Annotated in this window: 18 protein-coding genes; 2 read left to right on the forward strand and 16 right to left on the reverse strand. The window is 66.4% G+C overall.

Features of this window, described 5'->3' with window-relative positions:
* Positions 1-73: 73 nt before the first annotated feature.
* Positions 74-829, forward strand: coding sequence for a hypothetical protein (locus tag VGQ44_10065; protein HEV8447157.1), 756 nt, complete (start codon positions 74-76; stop codon positions 827-829).
* A 177-nt stretch (positions 830-1006) separates the two neighbouring features.
* Here the strand turns inward: VGQ44_10065 and pckA are convergent, their stop codons facing one another.
* From pckA to VGQ44_10115, 10 genes are all read right to left on the reverse strand, one after another.
* Positions 1007-2635 (reverse strand): phosphoenolpyruvate carboxykinase (ATP), encoded by a 1629-nt coding sequence (pckA, locus tag VGQ44_10070; protein ID HEV8447158.1) that lies wholly within the window; start codon positions 2633-2635, stop codon positions 1007-1009.
* 5 nt (positions 2636-2640) lie between these two features.
* The gene (locus VGQ44_10075) at positions 2641-4968 is read right to left on the reverse strand and encodes an NADP-dependent malic enzyme (protein HEV8447159.1); all 2328 of its coding nucleotides are present in this window, start codon (positions 4966-4968) and stop codon (positions 2641-2643) included.
* Positions 4969-5087: 119 nt separating this feature from the next.
* Positions 5088-5696 (reverse strand): TetR/AcrR family transcriptional regulator, encoded by a 609-nt coding sequence (locus VGQ44_10080; protein HEV8447160.1) that lies wholly within the window; start codon positions 5694-5696, stop codon positions 5088-5090.
* 42 nt (positions 5697-5738) lie between these two features.
* Positions 5739-6446 (reverse strand): hypothetical protein, encoded by a 708-nt coding sequence (locus VGQ44_10085; GenBank protein ID HEV8447161.1) that lies wholly within the window; start codon positions 6444-6446, stop codon positions 5739-5741.
* Between the two features lie 8 nt (positions 6447-6454).
* Positions 6455-7966, reverse strand: coding sequence for a hypothetical protein (locus VGQ44_10090; protein HEV8447162.1), 1512 nt, complete (start codon positions 7964-7966; stop codon positions 6455-6457).
* On the reverse strand, positions 7963-9402 hold the full coding sequence (locus VGQ44_10095) for a proton-conducting transporter membrane subunit (GenBank protein HEV8447163.1): 1440 nt from the start codon (positions 9400-9402) through the stop codon (positions 7963-7965). Before VGQ44_10095 ends, VGQ44_10090 begins: the two co-directional genes overlap by 4 nt.
* 16 nt (positions 9403-9418) lie before the next feature.
* Positions 9419-10084: a hypothetical protein gene (locus tag VGQ44_10100; protein ID HEV8447164.1), complete on the reverse strand. Its 666-nt coding sequence runs from the start codon at positions 10082-10084 to the stop codon at positions 9419-9421.
* Positions 10081-10998: an NADH-quinone oxidoreductase subunit H gene (locus VGQ44_10105; GenBank protein HEV8447165.1), complete on the reverse strand. Its 918-nt coding sequence runs from the start codon at positions 10996-10998 to the stop codon at positions 10081-10083. Before VGQ44_10105 ends, VGQ44_10100 begins: the two co-directional genes overlap by 4 nt.
* 2 nt (positions 10999-11000) lie before the next feature.
* Positions 11001-12959 carry a proton-conducting transporter membrane subunit gene (locus tag VGQ44_10110; protein HEV8447166.1) on the reverse strand — a complete coding sequence of 653 codons (1959 nt, stop codon included), beginning with the start codon at positions 12957-12959 and terminating at the stop codon, positions 11001-11003.
* Entirely contained in the window at positions 12956-13669 is a 714-nt protein-coding gene (locus tag VGQ44_10115) for a PTS sugar transporter subunit IIA (protein HEV8447167.1), read from the reverse strand. Before VGQ44_10115 ends, VGQ44_10110 begins: the two co-directional genes overlap by 4 nt.
* 81 nt (positions 13670-13750) lie before the next feature.
* Here VGQ44_10115 and sulP point away from each other — a divergent pair, with 81 nt between their 5' ends.
* Complete coding sequence (gene sulP, locus VGQ44_10120) at positions 13751-15484, forward strand: sulfate permease (protein HEV8447168.1); 1734 nt, start codon at positions 13751-13753, stop codon at positions 15482-15484.
* Positions 15485-15520: 36 nt separating this feature from the next.
* On the opposite strand, the gene VGQ44_10125 is transcribed toward sulP, so the two are convergent.
* The 6 genes from VGQ44_10125 to VGQ44_10150 form a co-directional block, all read right to left on the reverse strand.
* Complete coding sequence (locus tag VGQ44_10125; protein HEV8447169.1) at positions 15521-18676, reverse strand: efflux RND transporter permease subunit; 3156 nt, start codon at positions 18674-18676, stop codon at positions 15521-15523.
* Positions 18673-19830 carry an efflux RND transporter periplasmic adaptor subunit gene (locus VGQ44_10130; GenBank protein HEV8447170.1) on the reverse strand — a complete coding sequence of 386 codons (1158 nt, stop codon included), beginning with the start codon at positions 19828-19830 and terminating at the stop codon, positions 18673-18675. Before VGQ44_10130 ends, VGQ44_10125 begins: the two co-directional genes overlap by 4 nt.
* Complete coding sequence (locus VGQ44_10135) at positions 19827-21131, reverse strand: TolC family protein (GenBank protein HEV8447171.1); 1305 nt, start codon at positions 21129-21131, stop codon at positions 19827-19829. The genes VGQ44_10130 and VGQ44_10135 overlap by 4 nt, the downstream gene beginning before the upstream one ends.
* A 46-nt stretch (positions 21132-21177) precedes the next feature.
* Positions 21178-21525, reverse strand: coding sequence for a hypothetical protein (locus VGQ44_10140; protein HEV8447172.1), 348 nt, complete (start codon positions 21523-21525; stop codon positions 21178-21180).
* Between the two features lie 145 nt (positions 21526-21670).
* On the reverse strand, positions 21671-22252 hold the full coding sequence (locus tag VGQ44_10145) for a DUF1775 domain-containing protein (protein HEV8447173.1): 582 nt from the start codon (positions 22250-22252) through the stop codon (positions 21671-21673).
* Between the two features lie 8 nt (positions 22253-22260).
* Positions 22261-23595, reverse strand: a complete 1335-nt coding sequence (locus VGQ44_10150) for a copper resistance protein CopC (GenBank protein HEV8447174.1) — start codon at positions 23593-23595, stop codon at positions 22261-22263.
* Between the last annotated feature and the right edge of the window lie 71 nt (positions 23596-23666).

Raw genomic sequence — 23666 nt, forward strand, 5'->3', positions numbered from 1 at the left:
GTCTTGCGGGCGGAAACCCCAAGCCGCTCAAAGCCGTAGAGCCGTTATATCCACCTTCGAGCCGTCATCGCCCATGCTGAACGCATCCCAGACTCCGGCTCCAGCCCTCGCATCTACGCAGCTCCCCGCGAGCAACCTGTCGTTCGAGGCGTTGCAGGCCCAACTCCAGGCGCAGACGCAGCAACTTGCCGTGGTCCAGGCTCAGCGCGACGTGCTCCAACGGCAGCTGGACGTGAATGGTCCGGGGCCGAACACCGAGGGGTTCCTGACGCAGCGGACCGCGCTCGACAAGGACATTCTCGGGCTGCAGATGGACATTGCCGGGACCAAGGCGCAGATCGGCTCGCGGCTCGGCATTCCAGGCGACAGGGTCGGGGCGAACGGTCGACTCATCCTCGTTAATCGCCCAGACTTTGGTCAGCGGCGGGGCCCCGACCCGGACGCCGTCGTGGGGATGTCATTTGCGCTCGTCATCGCCGTAGCGTTCCCGCTGGCGATCGCCTACGCACGACGCATCTGGCGCGGCAAACCGTCGGCGACAGCGGCGCAGGCCGACGCGATCGCCCCGCGGCTCGACCGTCTCGAGCAGGCCGTCGAGGCGATCGCGATCGAGGTCGAACGCGTCGCCGAGGGGCAACGCTTCGTGACCAAGGTCCTCGCCGAGCGACCCGCTCAGCCGCAGGCCAGTATGGCCGCCGAGCAACTCGCACGGGGCGCGGCGACGCCGCTCGCCGAGGGAAAGCCGTTCCTCGCGCTGGGCGCCGGTCCGATCGAGCCCATTCGCGTCGCCGAGCGTCAGGCGGTGCGGCAGTCGATAACTCCGCACTAGTGGTGGACGGGTGGACGGGTGGACGGGCGGACAGGTGGACGGTGGACCGGCAGAGAGCCCGATCGCACAGACTCCTGGACGAAGCAAAGGGTGACCGAGAACCGGTCACCCTTTTCATTCACCGAAGCCTGTTGTTGTTCGCCTGTCCACCCGTCCACCCGTCGACCCGTCCACCCACTATTTCGGTCCCGCTGCTTTGACCGAATCAGGCACGAACTTCTCGAACTTCGCAAAGTTCTCACGGAACATCGTGGCGAGCTTCTTGGCCTGTCCGTCGTAGGCTGCGCCGTCGCTCCACGTCGAGCGCGGACGCAGGGCGTCGTCGGGCACGCCCGCCACGTGGCGCGGAATCTTCAAGCCGAAAATCGGATCGGTGTCCACGGGCGCCGAATGCAGGTCGCCGCGGAGGAGGGCCGCTACCATCGCGCGCGTGTGCGAAAGCTTCATGCGCTTGCCGACGCCGAACGCGCCGCCCGTCCATCCCGTGTTCACCAGCCAGACGTCCGATCCGTGCTCTTCGATCAAGCGGCCGAGCATCTCGGCGTATTTGCTCGGATGCCACACGAGAAAGACGGCGCCGAAGCAAGATGAGAACGTTGCCTGCGGCTCCTTCACCCCGCGCTCCGTACCGGCGACCTTGGCCGTGTAGCCCGACAAGAAGTAGTACATCGCCTGCTCGCGCGTGAGGCGCGCGATCGGCGGCAGCACGCCGAAGGCGTCGGCCGTCAGGAAGACGATGTTCTTGGGATGTCCGGCGCGGCCGTTCGCGACGTGATGCGGGATGTACGGGAGCGGGTACGATGCGCGCGTGTTCTCCGTGATCGACTGATCCTCGAACTTCACTTTGCGCGTGAGGTCGTCGAGGACCACGTTCTCGAGGATCGTCCCGAACATCTGCGTCGTCTTGTAAATGTCGGGCTCCCCTTCGGGCGACAGATTGATGACCTTCGCGTAGCAGCCGCCCTCGTAGTTGAAGACGCCGGACTTGGACCATCCGTGTTCGTCGTCGCCCACGAGGGCGCGCTCCGGGTCGGCGGAGAGGGTCGTCTTGCCGGTGCCCGACAAACCGAAGAAGAGCGCCGAGTCGCCGGCCTTGCCGACGTTGGCGGAGCAGTGCATCGAGAGCACGCCCTGCTTCGGCATGTAGTAGTTCATCACGGTGAACATCGCCTTCTTCAACTCGCCGGCGTAGCGCGTTCCGCCGATGAGAATCATGCGGCGCGCGAGGTTGAGGACGATGAACGTCGTGGTGCGTGTGCCGTGACGCGCCGGATCGGCTTCCATCTCCGGCGCGTGAAGCACGGTGAAGTTCGGATCGAACGTCGGCAGCGCGGTCGCGTCGGGTCGGATGAACATGTTCCGCACGAACGCCATGTGCCACGCGCTGGGGCTCACGTAGCGCACCGACAGCCGGTACTCCGGATCGGCGCCGCAGTAGAGGTCCTGCACGAAGAGGTCGTCGCGCGCGCTCAAGTAGCCGCGCACGTCGGCGAGGAGTGTCTCGAAGTGCGCGTCGGTCATCGGCTGGTTCACCTTGCCCCAGTCGATGTCGCCGGCCGATGCGTCTTCCTTGACGACGAATTTGTCATTGGGCGAGCGGCCCGTGTGCGGTGAAGTCACGGCGCGAAACGGCCCCATGTCGGCCAACTCGCCTTCGCCGCGGCGAACGGCGGTCTCGATGAGGACCGGCGCGGTGAGATTCCAATGAACCTCGCCCGTTGGGCTGATCCCTTGCGCTTCGAGCCCGCCTTCGGCCGGCGCGCCGTTCAAGTCACTGTCGTCCTTCGGCTTCGACAAGATTCCCATAGCAATCACAACCTCGAGAAAACCGTTGGTGATGCGGCGCCCCCGCCCCCGCCGTCATGCGAAAGCGATGCGGTGTCTGCCGGCGCGGAGCGCTCCTGCGCGTCGATGACCGCGACCGCCGCCATGTTGACGATGTCCTGCACGTCCGCGCCACGCTCGAGCACGTGTACCGGCCGGCTCATGCCGACCAGAATCGGCCCAATCGCCGTGGCGCCCCCCAAGTGGTTCAACAGCTTATATGCGATATTTCCGGCGCTCAGGTTGGGGAAGATAAGCACGTTGGCCTCTTCCTTGAGCGTGCTGAACGGGTAGTCCCGGGAAATGATCTCCGGGTCGAATGCCGTATCCGCCTGCATCTCACCGTCGACGACCAGCGACGGATCGCGTTGGCGGAGCAGCTGGACCGCGCGCGCCATCTTCTCCGTGTCCGGGTGCCGGACGGAACCAAAATTCGAGAAGGACAACATCGCGATGCGCGGCTCGACGCCGATCGTCCGCGCGATGCGCGACGCCGAATACGCGATCTGCGCCACCTGCTCGGCCGTGGGATCGATGTTGACCGTCGTGTCGGCGCAGAAGACGAGCTGCTTGTCGAAGACGAGCATGTACATGCCGCTCACGATCCCGGCTTTGGGATGTGCGCCGATCACCTCGAGCGCCGGGCGGATCGTCTCCGGATAGTGCAGGTTCACGCCCGAGACGAGTGCGTCGGCGTCGCCGCGCACAACCATGCACGACCCGAAGTAATTGCCGTTGTACAGTCGCCGGCGCGCCTCGTCGAGGCTCATCCCCTTTCGCTGGCGCTTCGCCCACATGTGCTGCGCGTACTCCTCGCGCTTGCGCGACGTGGCCGGATCCTCGATCACGATCTCGTCGAGCGGGATGTTCATCGCGCGCGCCTTCTGCTCGATCGCCTTGCGATCGCCGAGCAGAATCGGCATCGCGATGCCGTCTTCGACGCAGATGTACGCCGCGCGAATGATCTTCGGCTCCTCGCCTTCCGGGAACACGACGCGCTTGGGGTTCCCGATCGCCCGGTTGATCAATCCGCGCATTACGCCGCGCGCGCGGCCGAGTCGGGCTTCGAGCCGCTCGCGATAGTCGCCGATGTCGACAAAATCGTTCGCCGCGCCGGACGCCACCGCCGCCCACGCGACCGCCGGCGCGACCCACAGCAATACGCGCGGATCGAACGGGAAGGGAATCAGGTAGTCCGCACCGAACTGCACGTCGTGCAATCCGTAGAGCGCGGCGACGCTGTTCGGCACGTCTTCCTTGGCGAGCAGCGCGAGGGCGCGCGTGGCCGCCATCTTCATCTCCTCGTTGATCTCCGTCGCGCGCACGTCGAGCGCGCCGCGGAAGATGAACGGGAATCCGAGGACGTTGTTGACCTGGTTGGGATAGTCGCTGCGCCCGGTCGCGATGATCGCGTCGTCGCGGACCTCGCGGATTTCCTCCGGCAGGATCTCGGGCACCGGATTGGCGAGCGCCATGATGATCGGCTTGGGCGCCATCGATTTCGCCATCTCGCGCGTCATCGCGCCGGCGACCGACAACCCCACGAAGACGTCGGCGCCGACGAGCGCGTCGGCGAGCGTGCGCGCGTCTGTCTCGAGCGCGAAGCGCGCCTTGTACGGATCGGCTTCCTCGGGACGCCCTTTGTAGATCACGCCGTGCCGGTCGCAGAGCATGATGTGCTCACGCTGCACGCCGAGCCGCACGTAATGCTCCGCCGTCGAGATGGCGGCCGCACCGGCGCCCGAGAAGACGACGCGAATGTCCTCGATCTTCTTGCCGACGATCTCCAGGGCGTTGAGCAGCGCGGCGCCCGAAATGATCGCGGTGCCGTGCTGGTCGTCGTGGAACACCGGGATGCGCAGCGTCTTGCGCAGCGTCTCCTCGATATAGAAACAATCCGGAGCGCGAATGTCCTCGAGGTTGATCCCCCCGACAGTGGGCTCGAGCAGCTGACAGAACTTGATGACGTCGTCGGGATTCTCGGATCCGACCTCGAGATCGAACACGTCGAGGTCGGCGAACTGCTTGAAGAGATTCCCTTTTCCTTCCATCACCGGCTTGCCCGCGATCGCGCCTATGTTCCCGAGCCCGAGCACCGCCGTGCCGTTCGTGACGACGGCGACGAGATTGCCCTTGGCGGTGTACGTGTAGGCGAGGTCCCGGTCCCGCTCGATCTCGAGGCACGGCTCAGCCACGCCCGGCGAATAGGCGAGCGACAGGTCCCGCTGGTTGGCGAGCGGCTTGGTCGGGACGACCGCGATCTTGCCCGGCCGTCCGTTCGAATGGTAGTCGAGCGCGTCCTGGCGTTTCGTCATGAGGGACCCGAAAAATAGCGCTCTTCGAGGGTTACGTCACGCCGATCGCGCCCGTTTTGGAGGACGAGGACGCCCTCAGCGCGGTGCCGTTCTGTCATGTCCAAAAATGGTCGTCGCCGCTAAGTCCGATGGTGCGCCGCGCCGAACAACCGCTGCGTTGCGGCGAGAAATTCGTCGATGTCCACGCTCTCGGGATCGATCATCGATTGCACCGCGCACCCCTTGATGAAGCTCACCGCAACGGCGGCCAGCCCCTCTCCGGTCACGCCGGCAAATCGGGCCGGCTCCGCCCGCAGTACCTCTTCCGCGATCGGTCGAAACGCCTCTCGATAGCGATCCAGCTCCCCTTGCATCTTGGCGCGAATGCGCCGGTGCATAAAGCCGAGCGCCCAGAAGTCGAAGAACAGACGAATGCGGCGCGGCTCGCTCGAGAGCCGCCGCATCTCGCGCCGCAACAGTGCGAGCAGCCGTTCGCGCGGCGACGAGATCGCGGCGATGTCGTCCGTCATGTGAAGCACGGTCGTCGTTGCCAACACGTAATCGAGCACCGCGATGACGAGCGCATCTTTGGTCTTGAAATGAAAGAGCACGAGGCCGACGCTCAATCCGGCGCCCTCCGCGACATGCCGCACGGTCAAGGCGGCGAGTCCTCTTCGTGCGGCGATGTCATACGCCGCCTCCAGGATCTGAGTGCGCCGCGTCGCTTCAGGCGCCTTCTGTCCAGGCACCGGAGCCCTCCTTGCCGATGTCGTGCGTGCGACCCGTCCGCGTCATGTCGCCCTGCCGAGAAGACGAAGCAGTCCGTCGAGGATCGTCAACGGATGGGGTGGACAGCCCGGAATCCACAGATCCACCGGAATCGACGAAGGAATTCCGCTCGCTTCCGGGCTTCCCGCAAACACGCCGCCGGAAATGGCGCACGCGCCGACAGCGATGACGATCTTGGGATCCGGGACTGCGTTGTAGGTCTTTTCGAGCGCGTCACGCATGTTTGCGCTCACGATTCCGGAGACGACGACGCCGTCGGCGTGCCGGGGTGATGCGACGAACTGCACGCCGAATCGCGCCATGTCGAAGACCACGTTACCGAGCGCCGTGAGCTCCGCCTCACATCCGCCACAGCTTCCCGCGGCCACCGATCGGAGGCGGAGCGAACGACCGAGCAGCGCGCGCATCCGCGCGTCAAGGGCGGCCGCCAACGCCAGCTCCCCGCCGGTAGTCATCAGCGCTTCACGCGTTCGCGTGGCCATTCGGTAGTCGCGCGTGAACGCGGCGCCGTGGTCATCCTCGCTCAGCTCCTCCGGCGCGAACACGCTTCGTCCAAGGTCAATCACCGGAAGCGAACGGCGATTCTCCGCATCTGACGCGTCGCGCACCGCCGGGCGACCGCGGAACCGCGGCGGCAGCGCGGCCGCATCTGCCGGCATGGCCACCGGCTCTATGTGTTGGCGGAGCCGCGTCCGGAGAAGGTCAAGCATCGTCGTGCCTACAGATCATGGCCCGCGTACGAAAGGTTGAAGCTCTTGTTGCACAGTGGAAAATCGGAGATCACGTTGCCGGCCATCGCGCCGGCCAGCGCGGGCCAATTGTGAAACGACGGGTCGACCACCTTGTGACGTCGCACTCGTCCCTCGGCGTCGGTCATCACGATGTGGGTGATCTCGCCGCGCCAGCCCTCCTCCATCGCCACGACGAGCTCCGACGGCTGCAGCGCCCCGCATCCCACGCGCACCGCGCCGCGCGGCAGAGCGCTCACTTGCTCGATCACGAACTCGATCGAGCGCTGGATCTCCAGTCGCCGCACCAGCGCGCGCGCCTGCACGTCTCCGGCCCACGCCCGGGCAACCGGGATCTGTGCGAAGCGATACACGCCATACGCGAAGTCGTGTCGAACGTCGCGCGCCACTTCACAGCTTCGCGCGACGGGGCCGACGTAGCCGTTGGCGATGACCTCGTCCTGGGTGACGACGCCGACTGCCTCGAATCGCGACTGCACGGACGTCGCGTCGAAGAGCAGTCGGAGCACCGGCGTGACGTCTTCGCGGAGCCGCTCGACTCGTCGGACGATCTCACTCGCCATCTCGTCGGGGATGTCGAACGCGACGCCGCCGGGGCGGATCAGTCCGCGCCCGTATCGGTTGCCGCTGATCGTCATGAGCAGATTGAGGCATTCGCCGCGCAGCTTCGCCAAATACGCCGACGCGGGATGAAACGCCACATCCCCCGACAGCGCCCCGAGGTCTCCGATGTGATTCGCCAGCCGCTCGAGCTCGAGCGCGATGCCGCGGATGGCTTGGGCCCGGGGAGTCTTCCGGCTCCGCGCCAATGCTTCGATCGCCCCGCACGCTGCGCTCGCGTGCCCGATGACCGAGTCCCCGGCGATCGACTCCGCCACCAACGCGGCGCGATTCCGGTCCGCACCCTCGAGCAGTCGTTCGACGCCGCGATGTTGGTAGCCGAGCACGATCTCGAGAGCGAGCACCTCCTCACCGTGCGCCTGGAAGCGAAAGTGCCCCGGTTCGATCACCCCGGCGTGCACCGGCCCAACCGCGACCTCGTGCACCTCCTCTCCCGACACCTCGTCGAACGAGTACGCCTCGCGGTCGCGGAACGGGGTGCTCCATTCCACCGGCGCATGATCGGGCGGATGGCGCCGCAACGGCTTGAGCGAAACGGGACCCTGCGGCCGTGCGGCACATTGCTCGGCGATCTCCCGCTCAAAGCGCATCGCTTGCCGGCAACGTGTCGAGATCGACGGGTATCGCTGTCCGACCACGCTGCTCGCGACAGCGAGCTCGCCGGCGTCGTCACGCGCGACCACTCCGACGAGCGTGAGCCGCGCGCGTGCCTCCGGCGTTCCGAAGAGAGCGACGATCCGCCACCCGTCGCGCGCTCGGGCTTCGAGCTCGGTCGCAAACTCCTCGACTTGCAGCGCCGGTATGTCCGCCAGTCGAGTGCCGCGACGATTGGAGATTTCGAGAAACGACCGCTGCGTCATGGCGCGCTTCCGCCGAGCAGACGCGCTGCATCGGCCAGCGTGAGGCGTAGCGGCCCAGGGATGTATACCCCGAGAACGAGCACGATCGCGGCGAGCGCGAGCGGCCCGGCGACGAGCCATGCCGACTCGCGTTCCGGGTTCTCATCCACACCCGCGGTGCGCGCTCCGAAGACGACGCCGAGCAGCATGCCACCGATGCCGACGAAGATGACCGACAGCAGTGTGAGCAGCGCGACCGCGACCCACACGTGGTGCTCGCGAACCGCGCCGCTCACGATCGCGAACTCGCTGACGAAAAGCCCGAACGGTGGCGAGCCCGTCACGGCGAAGAGCCCGACGAGCAGCAGCGCCGCCGAAACCGGCCGCGCTCGGAGCAGGCCTCGCAGGTCCGCAGCCGCGGAAGAACCGGTCGCCAGTACCATGTTGCCGGTGGTGAGGAACAACATCCCCTTCGCCACGCCGTTGTTCAGAACGTGGAGAATCGAGCCGAACGCACCGGCGCCGCCAATGCCAAGCCCGAGCACGAGAAGCCCCATGTGCTCCACGCTCGAGTATGCGAGCAGCCGCTTGAGGTCCGATTGCCCGATGATGAACGCCGTGGCGACGACGAGCGAGACGAGTCCAAACGCGATGAGCAGCGGCCGGGCGAAGTCGTCCAGGCCGGCGGCAAAGACGATCGCCGTGAAGCGCGCCAGCCCGAGAAACGCGCAACTCGTGAGCGCGCCGGACATGAGTGCCGAGACGAGACTCGGCGCTTCCCCGTAGGTGTCCGGCTTCCAGGAATGCAGTGGCGCGAGCCCCATCTTGGTGCCGAAGCCCGTGAGCGCAAAGACGTACGCGGCTCGAAGCCACTGGCGATCGAGCTGGCGCGCGTTCGTGAGAAGATCGTGGAACATGAGCGGTCGCGATCCACTCGACACCGGTTGCGCCGTGGCGACCAGAAACACCGCCAACAGTGCGAAGGCGATGCCGAGCGACGACAGCATGAGGTACTTCCATACCGCCTCGAGCGATCGGCGATCGTGCCGATGGTAGACGAGGGGGGCGATCGTGAGAGTCGTGGTCTCCATCCCGACCCACAAGAGCGCGAGGTGTTGGCTCACGCACACGAGTGTCGTGGCCGCGAGGAATCCGAGGAGGCACCCCGCGAACCATCGGCCACCGCGCGGACTCTCTTCCCGGAGAAAGCCGACCGCGTACGTGACGACGGCGGCAAACAACACGCTCACCAGCGTCAGGATGACGAGCCCGAGTGAATCCACAGCGAGCCATCCGTTCAATGCACTCGCGCTCGGTCCGCGCCACAAAACGCCGACGATCGAGAGGTGCGCGACGCTCACCACGCCGAGCACCAGCAGGCGAGGGCCGGGCTTGGTGAGCGCGAACGCCAGCGCCGCCCCGCCGGCCGAGAGAAGCAACAGCAGGAGAGCTAACACGCGCGCGGAGTCCGGCTCACGCTTCTCTCAGTTCCACGAGATTCTCGGCGGAGATCGAGTCGAACTCGCGGTTGATGTGAAACACCACGATGCCCATGATGAACACGGCGACGAACACGTCGAGCAGCACGCCGATCTCGACGAGAAATGAAATCCGCCCCACCAACGTGAGCCCGAACAGATAGATGCCATTCTCCAGCATCAGATAGCCGACCACTTGCGTTATGGCCTTGCTGCGCGTGATCAGCACGAGCAACCCGGAGAGAAGCGTCGCCAGCGCAATCGGAACGAGGAGCCCCCCCGGCGCGCTCCCTCCTTGTCCCGGGACCATTCCGGGCAGACGGCTCGCCACCGCAAATGACACCCCCACGACCAGTGCCCCGAGTAGAAGCGACGCCATGTAGCCGATCACCGGCTCGACCTCGCGCCGGACGGCTGCCTCGCGCATCGCCCATCGGAGAAACCACGGCAGTCCGAGGGCCTTCACCGCCACGGTGCCGGCGCCGAGCGCGATTGAGTGCACGGACAGGGGGCGCTCGACGGCAATCGACAGCACGCCGAGCAACGCGCCTTGCATGGCGAGCATTCGGACGCACGCCGTCATGCGCGAGGTTCCGAGCACGGCAAAATTCGTGAGCGCCACGGCGAGAAGGATCGGCTCGATCAACGGGCGCACGATCACCTGAGCAGGAGGACCAGACCGAAGGCCGATAGCGCCGCACCGCCGGCGATGTAGAGCGGCACTTTGGCCAGCTTGAGCCGAGCCATCGACGCCTCCACGATGCCCACCAGTACGCCGACGAGCACCAATGCCGCAACCAGCGCCGCGAGACGCAGCGCCGGCGCGAGCTTCGCGACGGGCCAGGCGATCCGCCCAAGCAGCGCCGCGAGCACGCTCAATCTTACGGCACTCGCATAAAGAATGACCCCGAGGTCCGGTCCGCTGTGATCGAGGATCATCACCTCGTGGATCATGGTCAGCTCGAGATGCGTCGTCGGATCGTCGACCGGTGAGCGCGAGCACTCGGCCAGCAGGAGAATGAACAATCCCGCCGCCACCAACGACAGCGCGGGCGCCGCGGTCATCCATCGGTCGGCAAGCGTCACGCCGGCCATGCCGGACAGCGAGAGCTGATGCGTGACGACGCTCAGCGCGGCGAAGCAGAGGAAGAGCGCGAATTCCACGAGCGCGGCAAACGTGACCTCGCGGCTCGCGCCCATCCCCTCGAAGCTGGAGCCGGTGTCCAGCGCTCCGAGAACGAGGACGAACCGAGCGAGCGCCAGGGTATATACGAAAGCGACGACGTCGCCGGGGAATGCGAAGACCGACGTTCGGCCATCGAGCGGCACGAGAAGCGATGCCGCCACGATCGCAGCCAGCGCGACGACGGGCACGAGACGGAACGGTATGGTCGTCACGCGCGCATACACGATCCCGCGGCGAAACAGTTTCCACAGGTCGGCGTACAGCTGCCAAATGGGCGAGCCCCGCCGGCCTGTGAGGACGGCGCGCGTCCTCGCCGCGACCCCCGGCACCAGCGGCGCGAGCAGCAGCGTGAGGATGAGCGCAAGGACGGGAGTTGCTCGCTCGGGCATGATCACGCGCCCCCGCGCACAACGAGATAGCCCAGCAACACCGTCAGCGTGGCTACTGCGTAAACGAGATAGGTGCGAAGCCGCCCTTGCTGCAGACGGCGAAGGCGCATCGTCACACGTCGCACCGACGCCCATGCCGGAGCAATGGCGCGATCGAGCGCGAGGTCGAACGGCTCGGAGTGGAACACGGTCGGGCCGCGATGCGTCCGGACACCGCTCGCCGCTCCGAAGACGTCGAGCAGCGGCGCGGCGAAGGACGACGCCGTGTACTGCATTCGCGGAGTCGCCGCCGCGTAGCCACAGCCCCAGGTGTCCGACACGCGCCGCGACACCCGAACCCGAAGGCGGTGCATGAGGAACGCCGCCACTCCAACCGCGACGAGTAATACCAGCGCGAACGCGGCAACCTGCCATGCCGAGCGCGACACATCGGCCGCCGATCCGGGGTCGACCGCCACCGATTCGACGAAGCCACCGGCGCGCAACATCACGCCGATGACGAATGGCGGCGCCACGCCGATCGCAACGCACACGCTCGCAATGACGATCGCGGGCAGTCGCAACAAGGCGCTCGGCTCCCGAGCCTGGTCGGCACGCGGCGATCGACTGGTGCCAAGGAAGACCACCCCCGCGACTTTGGCGAAGCAGGCGAGCGCGAGGCCGCCCACGAGTGCCAGCGCGGGCGTTCCCAGCACGGCGAGCCGCAGCGTGTCCGCGGACTGGCCGGCTTGGAGCAGGCCGCGATAGACCAACCACTCGCTCACGAAGCCGTTGAACGGCGGCAGCCCGACGATGGCGGCCGCGCCAATCGCGAACGCCAACCAGATCACAGGCATGCGTCGCGCGAGTCCGCCGAGCAGCTCGAGGTCTCGCGTTCTCGCCTCGCGGTACACCGCGCCCGCGCAAAAGAACAACAAGCTCTTGAAAAGCGCATGGTTCATCGTGTGGAGCACTGCCGCACCGTATCCGATCGCGGCGAGTGCCGGGTGCCCATAGGCGCTCGCCAGCGCACCCAATCCCAGTCCCATGAGAATGATGCCGATGTTCTCGACGCTGTGATACGCGAGCAACCGCTTGACGTCGTGCTGTGCAAGCGCCCACAGCACGCCGAAGATCGCCGAGAACGTCCCGATCGCGAAAACTGTCCAACCCCACCAGGGCGGCGGTGCCCCGACGAGCCACACGACGCGCAGCAGTCCGTAAATGCCGATCTTGATCACGACACCAGACATGAGCGCCGACACGTGCGACGGCGCGGCCGCGTGGGCCGGCGGAAGCCAGAAGTGCAGCGGGACGAACCCCGCCTTCACACCGAACCCCAGCAGCGCCAGGGCGAGGACGGCCGTACGTGCGGCGCTGGGCTCACGCGTCCCTTGCGCCAACGCGCCGAATGTCCAATCGCCCGTGTTGCGCGCGAGGGTCGCGAAGAGCGCGAACAGGGCCAGCGTTCCCACGTGGGTCGCCACGATATAAATGAAGCCTGCCCGCCGGGCTTCGGCGTGCCGGTATTCCGTGAGAATCAGCAACAGCGATCCGATCGCCATCAGCTCCCACGCGCCCATGAAGGGCATCACGGAACGGGCGCACACGACAAGCGACAAGGCCGCCACCTCGAGCGCGAAGAACGCGTGGCTCGGCCATGGAGCGATCTCCTCGTCGTAGCGCATGTAGCCGATCCCGTATGTTGCCGACAGCGCTCCGACGCCAAGGATTGCGATGAGGAATGCCGCGCTGAGGGGATCGAGCCCGAGGACCCAATTGCCGCCGGGAAGCATGCTGGGGATGGTCGCGGTCAGGGTCGTCCCATCGCGCAACACCCCAATGGCCGTTGCGATGCCCAATGCCGCCCCGGCGAGAACGAGAATGGCGAATAGCCGGTCGGCACGGCCGCCTCCGCGTAGCGCCAACTGCACGGCGGCGGCCAAGACGAGTGAGCCGAGCCCGATCCAGAGTAGCGTCACGCGGTCGGTGTCCGCGTCTCCGCGGGGAACGACCCGGTCGTGCGCGTCGTCTCGATCATCTCCAGGCGGGCGAGAATCTCGTGCGCCGGCGCGCGTGCGCGCAGCAGGTCGCGCAGCGTGTCGTCACGCAGGACGAATCCGAGCTGGGCGAGAATCCGCAAATGCGTCGGGACGATCGGGCTCACGACCATGAACAACGCGTGCACCGGTGTTCCGTCCAGCGCGGCGAACTCGATCGGCTGCGTGAGCAACCCCAGCGTCACGAACGGTCGCGCCACGTGCAGCACGATCGGATTCCGCACGTGCGGGATCGCGATTCCGTCGCCGATCCCCGTGGAGCCGAGCGCCTCGCGCGCCTCGAGCACGTCGAGCAGGAACGCGCGGTCCTGTTCGGGCGGCAGCGGGAGACGTTCAACGAATTGCGCGAGGACGCGATGCTTGGACGCGCCGTCGATGTCGTAGAAGATCCCCCCTTCGCGCAGCAGCACCGAGAGAGGCGGCACTTCGTCCGGCGCACGATGGGCGACGTCGAGTAGACCACGCGAGGCGGGCACGCCCGCCTCGACCGCCCATTCCCAGAGCTCGATTGGGTTGAGATACAACCGCTCGCTCACCGAGTGCGCGGGCAGCGCTCGCTGGTCGATCCAACGACGCATCGTTCCTTCGCTGACGCCGAGATAGCTCGCCGCCTGGCGGAGCGTGAGTTGCACGGGAGCGAGTACCTCGCGTTGAAGCGCCTCTCCCCGCGGAGTATATTGAACCAACGTTCAACGTCAAGCGGGGACCCGGCGGTGCTTGTACCGAAGCTCGTCACGACGCTCCAATCATATACGCGCGCCCAATTCGCCGACGACCTCATCGCCGGTGTGATCGTCGGCATCGTCGCCCTACCGCTCGCCATCGCCTTTGCCATTGCCAGCGGCGTGAGCCCCGACCGGGGACTGTACACGGCGATCGTCGCCGGCTTCCTCATCTCCGCCCTTGGCGGATCGCGCGTGCAGATCGGCGGCCCGACCGGTGCGTTCGTCGTCATCGTGTACGGGATCGTTCAGAAGTACGGATACGACGGCCTCGCCGTGGCGACCGTGCTCGCCGGGATTTTCCTCGTCGTCATCGGGGCCGTCCGGCTCGGCGCCGTCATCAAATTCGTTCCCCATCCCGTCGTCGTCGGATTCACGAGCGGCATCGCCGTCATCATCTTCTCGAGCCAGATCAAGGATTTTCTGGGGCTCAGCATGGGCCCCGTACCCGCGGACTTCCTCGAGAAGTGGCGCGCGTTCATCGCGCACGCGACGGCGATCAACCCGTACGCGCTCGCCGTGAGCGGGATGGCGCTGGCCATCATCCTCGTGTGGCCCCGCATCAACCGCCGCATTCCCGGGCCCTTTATCGCGCTTCTCGTGTCGACCGCCGTGCCCCAGCTGCTCGGCTGGCCTGTCGAAACCATCGGCTCGCGGTTTGGTGGGATCAGCGCGGCGCTCCCGCACCCCGTGGTGCCGCACATAACGTTCGCACAGGCCCAGTCACTCGTCTGGCCCGCGTTCACCATCGCGATGCTGGCGGCGATCGAATCGCTCCTCTCCGCGATGGTGGCCGACGGCATGATCGGCGGCCGCCACCGCTCCAACATGGAACTGGTCGCGCAGGGCGTCGCCAACATCGTGTCGCCGATGTTCGGCGGCATCCCCGCCACGGGCGCCATCGCGCGTACCGCCACCAATGTGAAGAACGGCGGCCGGACGCCGGTCGCCGGGATGATCCACGCACTCACGCTGCTCGTCATCACCCTCTTCGTGGGCAAGTGGGCCGCGCTCATCCCGATGGCGACGCTGGCCGCGATCCTCGTCGTCGTCGCCTATCACATGAGTGAGTGGCGGTCGTTTCTCGCCGAGCTCACGGCGCCCAAGAGCGACGTCGTCGTGCTCCTCGCCACGTTCTTGCTCACCGTGCTCGTCGACCTCACGGTAGCGATCTCGGTCGGCATGGTCGCCGCCGCGTTCCTCTTCATGCGGCGGATGGCGGAAGTGGCGAACGTCAGTGCCGTCACGATCGAGTTGGAAGACGCCGACGACCAGTATTCCACCGATCCGAACGCGGTGAGCCGGCGCAGCGTACCCTCGGGGGTCGAGGTATTCGAGGTCAACGGTCCATTTTTCTTTGGCGTCGCCGAGACGTTCAGGGACACCGTCGGCCAAGTCGCCAAACGGCCGCGCGTGCTGATCATCCGCCTGCGCAACGTGCCCTCGATCGACTCGAGCGGCATGCACGCGCTCAAGGATGTCATCCACCGGAGCCGCAAGGAGGGCACGCTCGTGCTTTTATCCGACGTGCATACCCAGCCCCTCGTTGCCATCGGTCGGTCCGCGGTGTTGGAAGAGATCGGTGAAGAAAATCTCTTTGGCAACCTCGATGACGCCCTCGATCGTGCGCGGGGCCATCTTGGATTGCCGCTCGGCCTGCGCCCGCCGGGTGCTACTCCGACCGTCGCGCGGGAGACGCCACGCAGATCGCGGATCGCGCAGTAAGCGATTCCACCCGAGGACGCGGCGGAGACGGGCGGTTCACACCTCGAGATGGTCGTCGCGGCGGGCGAACATCACGTAGAGCACCGGCATCAAGAAGATGCTGATCAGGAGTCGCGAGAAGAGGCCGCCGACGATCACCAATGCGAACGGCTTCTGCGTGTCCGATCCGACGCCGGTCGACAGCGCGGCGGGCAAGAGACCGAGCGCCGCGACGAGTGCCGTCATCATGATCGGCCGGAGACGCAGCAGCGCCGCCTCGCGCGTCGCTTCGGCGATGCCCTGACCGCCGAGCCGCAGCTCGTTCGCGTACGAGATGTATACGACAGCCGTTTGAACGGACACACCGAACAAGGCGAGAAACCCGATCATCGAGGAAACCGAGAAGGGTGTTCCCGTGAGCAGCATCGCCAGCAATCCGCCGAGCGGCGCCGAGAGCAGCACGCCGATGACCGTGATCAATGGGAACTTCACATTCTTGTACAGGATGAACAGAATCGCGAAGATGAGAATGATCGTCACGGGAAGCACGACGTTCATCTGCGCTCGAGAGGCGGTGTATTCCTCGAATTCGCCGCCCCAGCGCACCGAGTAGCCGATCGGCAGCTTCAGCTGTTTGTCGACCGCCGCGCGCGCCTCGGCGACGGCGCTCGCGAGGTCGCGCCCCTCGACCGAGTACTGCACGCCGATGTACCGCGAGTTGTCCTGGCGGTAGATGAACGCGGCGCCGTTCGCGATCTGTACGTCCGCCACTTCGCGCAGCGGAACCTGATTGCCATCGGGCGTCGCGAGCAGAATGTTTCCGATCTGGTCCGGCGTGCCTCGATACTGTTCCTGCAGACGCACGACGAGATCGAACGTGCGCTCGCCTTGCACGACCTGCGTCGCCGATACGCCGCCGACGGCCGCCTCGATCAAGCCGTTCAGCGCGTCGGCGCTCAATCCATAGCGCGCCATCTTCGCGCGGTCGGCGGTAATCGTCAGACTCGGCTGCCCGAGCTCTTGGACCAACGTCACGTGCTGAATGCCGGGGATCTTCTGGATCACCGCCTTGATCTGCCGACCCCTGTCCTCGAGCACGTTGAGATCCGTGCCGAACACCTTGACGTCGAGCGAGGCCTTCAGGCCCGTCAACGCCTCGTCGACGGCGTCTTCGGCCGGCTGCGTGTAGTTGAACGTGATGCCGGGGAACACGGCGAGCTTCTTGTGGATCGCCTCGATCAGCTCGTCCTTCGAGTGGAATTGTCCGTTCCACTCACCGTATGGCTTGAGGCCGACGTAGAACTCGGCGTTGAAGAATCCGGTTGGGTCGGTGCCGCCGTCGTCGCGGCCGTGCTCGGATGCGACATCAGTCACTTCGGGGAAGCTCTGGAGGATCTTCCGAATTTGCGGCACGATCGCCGCCGATTCCTCGAACGAGATCGTGTACGGCATCGTCGCGCGCACCCACAGCGCGCCCTCGTCGAGCTTGGGCATGAACTCGCCGCCGCGCGACCAGGCGATGAGCGCCGAGACGGCGAACAACACGAGCGAAGCAACGACCGTGGCCGTTCGATGGTCGAGACACCAATCGAGCCCGCGCGCGTACTGCCGCTTGATCCACTCGAACACGTGGTTGGTACGCTCGCGCACGCCGTTCCGCAGCACGATCGAGCAGAGGACTGGAATGACCGTCAACGTGAGAAAGAGCGATCCGAGCAGCGCGTAGATCGTCGTGTCGGCCATCGGCCGGAAGAGCTTCGCCGACGGCCCGGTGAGCGCGTAGATCGGAAGGAATCCGGCGACGATGACCGCGATCGCGTACACGATCGGCCGATTCACCTCGGAGGCCGCCGCGAACAGCACGTCCTTGACGCGGTATTGCGTTCCGTGCCGTTCGGCGAGCTGGCGATAGATGTTCTCCACCATCACGACCGCGCCGTCGACGAGAATGCCGAAGTCGATCGCGCCGATCGAGAGCAGGTTCGCCGGAATGTTGCGCAAGTCGAGCAACATGAACGCGATCAGCAGCGACAACGGGACCGTCGCCGCGACGATCAATCCCGAGCGAATGTCGTACAGGAAGAAGATCAACACCACGACGACGAGCAGAATCCCGCGAATGAGATTGTCGGCGACGGTGTGCGTCGTGAGCGACACGAGATCGCTGCGATCGTAGTACGGAACGACCTTCACATCCTTGGGGAGGACGTGGTCGTTCAGCTCCCGTGTTTTTTCTTCGACCCGCTTGAGAACGACTTGCGCCTGTTCTCCGGTGCGCATCAGGACGATGCCTTCGACGGCGTCGTCGGTCGTGTCGAATCCGAACTGCCCGAGCCGCGGCGCGTGCCCGATCTCGACCTTCGCGACGTCCTTCACGAGGATGGGCACGTTGTTCTTCACGGCGAGCACGATGTTGCCGATGTCCTCGAGCGTCACGACGCGTCCGAGGCCGCGCACGTAGAAGAACTGGCCGCCCTCCGAATAGAACCCGCCGCCCGCGTTGCTGTTGTTCGAGCTGAGCGCGGCCGAGACATCACTGATCGCCAGTCCGGCGCCGGCGAGCTTCGTCGGATCGATCAGCACCTGGTACTGCATCGTCTCGCCGCCGAGCGACGCGACGTCGGCCACGCCGGGCACCGCACGGAACGCCTTGTCGAGCACCCAGTCCTGCAGCACGTGGAGATCCATCGCCGAGCGATCGGAGCTCTTGATCACGTACCGATAGACGAGTCCCGATGGCGAGAACGGCGCCTCGATGTCCGCCCCGACACCGTCGGGCAGCGACGCCCCGCTCAGGCGCTCGAAGACTTGCTGGCGCGCGAAGTAGAGATCCGTGCCTTCGGTGAACGTGACGCGGATGCTCGACAGCCCGTAGAGAGACACCGAGCGCATCACGACCAGGTTCGGCAGGCCGTTCAGCTCCGTCTCGATCGGAACCGTCACGAGCCGCTCGACTTCTTCGGCGGCGTGTCCGGGCCACTGCGCCGTCAGCTCGACGGCCGGAGGCGAGACGTCGGGGTACGCGTCGACCGGCAGTCGTTTCAGCGAGAAAATCCCGACACCAATGATGGCGACGGTGATCAACGCGATGATGAGCGGCTGGCCGACGGACGCTTCGACCAGCTTTTGAATCGGTCCCCGCCGCGCCCCGGCGCCGCCGTCGGCGGTGTAGTCGGTGGATTCGGTCGGCGGACGAGTTGGAGGAGCGCTCACTGCGTCTCCGCGAACTCGAGAAAGAGCGCGCCTTCCGCCACGATCTGGTCGCCGTCGACGAGACCGGACACGACCTCATAGGAATCGCCGACTCGGCTGCCGAGCGTGACCTTTCGCCGGGCGAACGAGCCCCCAGGCGCCGTCATGAACACGTACGGAAGATTCTGCTCGTCGCGCATCACCGCCGACACGGGCGCGAGGATGCCGTGATGTTCGCTAGTCGACTTGATCTGAACGCGTACGAACATGTCGCGGCGCAGCGCGCGATTTCCGTTCGGCACCACAATGCGAACTTGCACCGCCTTCGTCCCCGGATCGGCGAGCGACGCGATGTAGTCGACGCGGCCGGGCATCGGCTTCCGTGCGTCGTCGGCGATGATGTCCGCCGACTGCCCGACCGAGACGTCGCCGAGGTCGTTGGCGAACACGTTGGCCAACACCCACATGGTCGAAAGGTCGGCGATCGTGAAGGTCGGCGTCGTTCCGGCCGCGAGCAGTTGTCCCTGCGAGATCAGCTTCTCGACGATCGTGCCGTCGATCGGCGCGCGAATCACGGCGGCGATCGACGTCTTCTTGCCATCGCGCACCGCCTGGATCTGTTCCTCGTCGACGCCGAGCGAGCGCATTCCCTCGATCGCGGCGCCGAGGTCGGCGTCGGCGGACGCAAGGTCGGCCTGCGCCTGCTCCAAGTCGGTGCGGGCGAGCGCGTCGTTCTTGAAGAGCGCGGAGTCCTGGGCGTAGATGCGCTTGGCGTTTCGGACCGCCGTTTCCGCCTTGCGATACGTCGCGACCGCCGCCGCGAAATCGGGCGACGACACCTCGGCGAGCGCGTCGCCCTTGTGCACGAAGTGGCCCGGCTCGGCGAGCACGTGCAGCGCCGGACCCGAGACCGGAGACAAGACTTGGGTCGAATGATCGCCATTAAAGGCGACGTTGCCCGTGGCCTCGACGGTGGGACGGAACGTCACCGCCTTCACGGCGACGATGTGGATCCGCTGCCGCTGGTCGGCGGTGACGGTCAGGTTGCTCGGCTTGGGACCGAGCGACGTGTCGCCGAGCTGACGGCCGGACGCGTCGTTCGACGAGCACGCGCCGACGAATCCGGCGGTCAGCAAGCAGGCGGAAACGAGCCCGCGATGTGTTCGGGTAGTCATCGGATGGTCGCCCCGTAGGCGGTAGTGCTGAGTCCGAGCGCGCGATCGAGATCCGCGCGGGCCGTGTTCGCCGCCGCGAGCGCGTCGGCGAGTTGGGCTTCAGCTTGCAGAAGTGCGGTTCGCGCGGTGATCACCTCGAGCGCTGACGACCCGCCGAGGCTGTAGCTGGTGGACGAGACGCGGTACGCTTCGCGCGCCGACGGCACGAGCTCGTCGCGCAGGAAGGTCACTTGCCGCATCGTGGTGCTGGCGTTGGCGTACGCCGCGCGAACGTCTTGCGTGACCTGCGCCCGCGTGTCGCGGTACGTCGCCGCCAACTCCGACTCGGTGTGCTGCGACAGGGCGATGTCGCCGCGTGCGTGCTGCCAGTAAAAGAGCGGCAGCGGCATCGAGATGCCGGTCGTGAAGAGCGCTTGGCCCGGCGCCGAGTAGTCCTTCGCGACGCCGAAGGTGACGTCGGGAATCCAGAACTCTTTCGCGAGCTTGGTCGTCGCCGACTGGCCGAGCTGGAGCTGCTGGAGGGCCTTGAGCTCCTGCCGGTTCTGCAGCGCGATCGTTTCGATCGTCGCCGAGTCGGGCAACGTGGGCGGCAGCGCCAGCGTGTCCGTCGGAACGATCGGCGCGCCGACGACTCGGCCGAGTGTGCGGTTGAGCGACGCTTGCGCGTTCAGCAGATCGCGCTCGTTCGAGATGAGATCGTTCTGCGCCTGCGCGACCGTGACCCGCGCCTGGATGACGTCGAGCTTGGCGACCGTTCCCGCCTCGAAGCGCGCCATCGTTCGCGTCAGAAAATCCTGGGCGAGCTTTTGGGCGTCGATCAGATTCTGCCGGTGAAGCAGTGCGACGAGCAGCGAGTCGTACGTCGCCGATGCCTGGAGCGCGATCGTCTGTTGCTGGAGCCGAAGGTTCGCCTGCGAATTCCCGACGTCCGCCAAGCCAATCTTGTTGTTGAGCCGGAACTTGTCCGGAAAGGGAATTGAGAGGCCAAGCGTGACCGGTCGCGACGGCGCGCCGTTGAACGCGAACGGGCTGGTCTCCTGATCGAACCCCGCCGTGAATTGCGGATCCGGAATCGCGTTGCCGGTCACGCGACGCGCGGCGGCCTCGCCGACCTGCTGGCGCGCCGCTTCGATTTGGCCGTTGCCCGTCAGCGCCGCGGCGATTGCCTGCAGGCGCGACAGACGTAGCGTGTCGGTCGATCGGTCTTGATTGCCCCGCGCGGCACCCGCTTGTGCGGTGCAACGCGGAGCCGTGGCGCTGGCAACTGCGGCCAGCGCACACACTCCAAACAAAAGGCGCATGTTGTCCCTGATTGTGGATCTGAGGCGTGCTGCTACTGCGGCGAGCTCAGATCAATCGGGGAGGTGCGCGCGGGTTGTCCTGTGAGAATCGGTCGGCTGCGACGACGTGAACGCGCGCTTCGGCGACCGTGGCGGAAACTTCGGTGGAGGGCCGCAGCCCGACGTCGGCCGCGCGCGGCGTTCCGTGAATCGAACGAGCTTGGCACGACGCGCACGTCGCTTCGTTGTGCGCGTAATGCAGCTTCACCCCGCCGCTTTCGACGTGCGACGCCATCTCCGGCCGGCGGCCTTCGGCCAGCGGAGACAATGCGACAGCCACCTGTGCGATCAACGCCACAAGGGCGATGACCAGCGTCAGCGTGGGCCGGCGTCTATGTCGAGTGAGGGTGGGCATTCGTTCGATGTAAGCCTATTCCTGGACGAGTCGAGGCGCCAGACGGCCACAACGGCTCACGGGCGGGCCCGTCCACTCGTGTTACGCCGAAGTCACCCATATGGTTGCAACTCATGGACTTTCGCATACAAATCTTCGCGCCTTTTCAAGCTTGAGTGCGCGGACGCAGCGCGAGTCCGGTCGCAATGAGGGCGAGCGCCAGGGCCGCCCACGAAACCAGCGACGTTCCGGCCACGCCTCCCCCGGATCCGGTCGCTGACTCCGCTGCCGTTCGGATGCTCGTCGACGACGCGGGCCGTTTCGAGCCCTCCGGGCCCGTCCATTCGACGACCTCGCCGTCGGCGTAGGTCTGAAGCGTCGGCCAGGCCACCTGTGCTTCTGTTTTTGGATTCGCGGCGCTGAACGGGAACTCGACGAATCGCTGCGGCGCGAGCGTGCCGGTCCACACCGCGCCGGTGATGTGCTTGGCCGAGTCCGAGAGCACCTCGAGCTGCCAGCCCGGAACGTCCTCGAACGACGTCACGCGAACGCCGGCCGGGAACCGAATCTCGACGCGGGTCGTCGCGACCGTTTTCTCGTTCGGCACGCGAAGCACGTAACGCTCGAACGTCCCGGTCGTGGAGATCTTGGGGAAGACGACCGCATGCGCAAATGCGATCAACGGCCCGGCGAGAACGACCGTCGATGCCGCGACCGCCGCGAGCGCGACTTTCAAGGGAAGACGCATGATTCGAATCACGAATGTGTGAGCGTCGCGTGCGACGCCATCGAGGGAGGAGGAGGAGAGACGTACGCGAGCCAACCGCCGAGCAGTATTACCAGCACCATCACGACCACTTCGACACGAAGCGCGCGGCGAAACGCGTCGATTGCCGGCGTGCCCACGCCAGTCGAGATACGCGGCAGGCTCCGCGAACGATGGTACGCGCCGAATCCGACCAGCACGCACAGGCCGACCGCTTTCGCGATCGTGATCGCGCCGTACGCGGACGTGAACACGGCGCGCACCGACGGGAGGAACGCGATCGCCTGAACCGTTCCCGAGACCGCGACGAATACGACGGCCCACAATGCGACGACCGACACGCGCAGCGCCTCGCGTCGCATCGTGATCGAGTCGTCGCGCGTTACCGTGACGAGCCAGGTCAGCCCGCCGAGCCACGCGGCGCCGGCCAGCAGGTGTAGCGATTTGGCGGGAATCGCGACGACCGGATACATCGCGGCCGAGTGGCCCGCCCAACCGCTGACGACCAACGCCGTGACGGCGAACGCAAATGCCAGCCGAGGACGCCGCGCGAGCGCCGACGCCCAGAGAGAAAGCGCCGCGAGACCCACGCGCCATTCCTCGACGCGGGCGACGCCGCTGCGCAGCAGCGTCGTCGTCTCTTCGCCGCCGAGCCGGTGGGTCGCCGACGCGTTCAACAGCCACGCGACGAAGTGCAAGACGAACAACACAGCGGTGCTCACCGAGAGCCACGCGATCGCGCGCCGCACGCGCGCGGCGCCTGCGTGGTCGCGCAGGGGCGTCGGCGAGCCGAGCGTCGCAAAGCCGAGAAGTCCGGTCAGCGCCATGAGCAACGCGAGCGCCGCACCGCGCAACACGGCCGGCACGACCGGCGCGCCGACGATGGACGGCCCCCAGACCGGCGAAGCGGCCGTCGTCGTATCAGCCGTTAACGGCGGCGCCGCTTGCGATCCCGCTCCGACCCAAAACGCGTAGCTGCCCTCCACCGGGTGACCGTCGGCGGACACGACGCGCCACCGTACGCGATACGCACCGGCCGCGAGTTGCTCGACCGTGCCGATGAGGGCGCGCACGTCGTGGGGATCGCCACGCACGGCGAGCTGGCGCGCAGTGCCGTCGCTCGCGATGAGCGACAGCCGAGCCAATGTCGGATCGATTTCTTCACTGAAGACGAGACGCACTCGCGCCGGGCCCGAATTCAAGTGGGCGTTGGCCGCGGGCTCGGCGCCCACCAACATGGCGTGCGCCTGCGCCACGGCGCGCAGTACGAGGAGCAGCGCGATAGCCACTCCGAACGCCCGCAGACCGCGGCGCACCGCGCGCATCCTCACAGCTCCGTGAGGATCACAGCGAGTACTTCAGGCTCGCGACGAACGTTCGCTGCGGGAACGGATGA

Source organism: Gemmatimonadaceae bacterium, from assembly GCA_036003045.1.
Classification (GTDB): domain Bacteria; phylum Gemmatimonadota; class Gemmatimonadetes; order Gemmatimonadales; family Gemmatimonadaceae; genus JAQBQB01.

Coding starts and splice junctions, on each gene's coding strand:
- VGQ44_10135 (HEV8447171.1), bottom strand. CDS start 21,131: ATGCGCCTTTTGTTTGGAGTGTGTGCGCTGGCCGCAGTTGCCAGCGCC.
- VGQ44_10140 (HEV8447172.1), bottom strand. CDS start 21,525: ATGCCCACCCTCACTCGACATAGACGCCGGCCCACGCTGACGCTGGTC.
- VGQ44_10130 (HEV8447170.1), bottom strand. CDS start 19,830: ATGACTACCCGAACACATCGCGGGCTCGTTTCCGCCTGCTTGCTGACC.
- VGQ44_10085 (HEV8447161.1), bottom strand. CDS start 6,446: ATGCTTGACCTTCTCCGGACGCGGCTCCGCCAACACATAGAGCCGGTG.
- VGQ44_10145 (HEV8447173.1), bottom strand. CDS start 22,252: ATGCGTCTTCCCTTGAAAGTCGCGCTCGCGGCGGTCGCGGCATCGACG.
- VGQ44_10065 (HEV8447157.1), top strand. CDS start 74: ATGCTGAACGCATCCCAGACTCCGGCTCCAGCCCTCGCATCTACGCAG.
- VGQ44_10105 (HEV8447165.1), bottom strand. CDS start 10,998: ATGCCCGAGCGAGCAACTCCCGTCCTTGCGCTCATCCTCACGCTGCTG.
- VGQ44_10150 (HEV8447174.1), bottom strand. CDS start 23,595: ATGCGCGCGGTGCGCCGCGGTCTGCGGGCGTTCGGAGTGGCTATCGCG.
- VGQ44_10075 (HEV8447159.1), bottom strand. CDS start 4,968: ATGACGAAACGCCAGGACGCGCTCGACTACCATTCGAACGGACGGCCG.
- VGQ44_10090 (HEV8447162.1), bottom strand. CDS start 7,966: ATGACGCAGCGGTCGTTTCTCGAAATCTCCAATCGTCGCGGCACTCGA.
- pckA (HEV8447158.1), bottom strand. CDS start 2,635: ATGGGAATCTTGTCGAAGCCGAAGGACGACAGTGACTTGAACGGCGCG.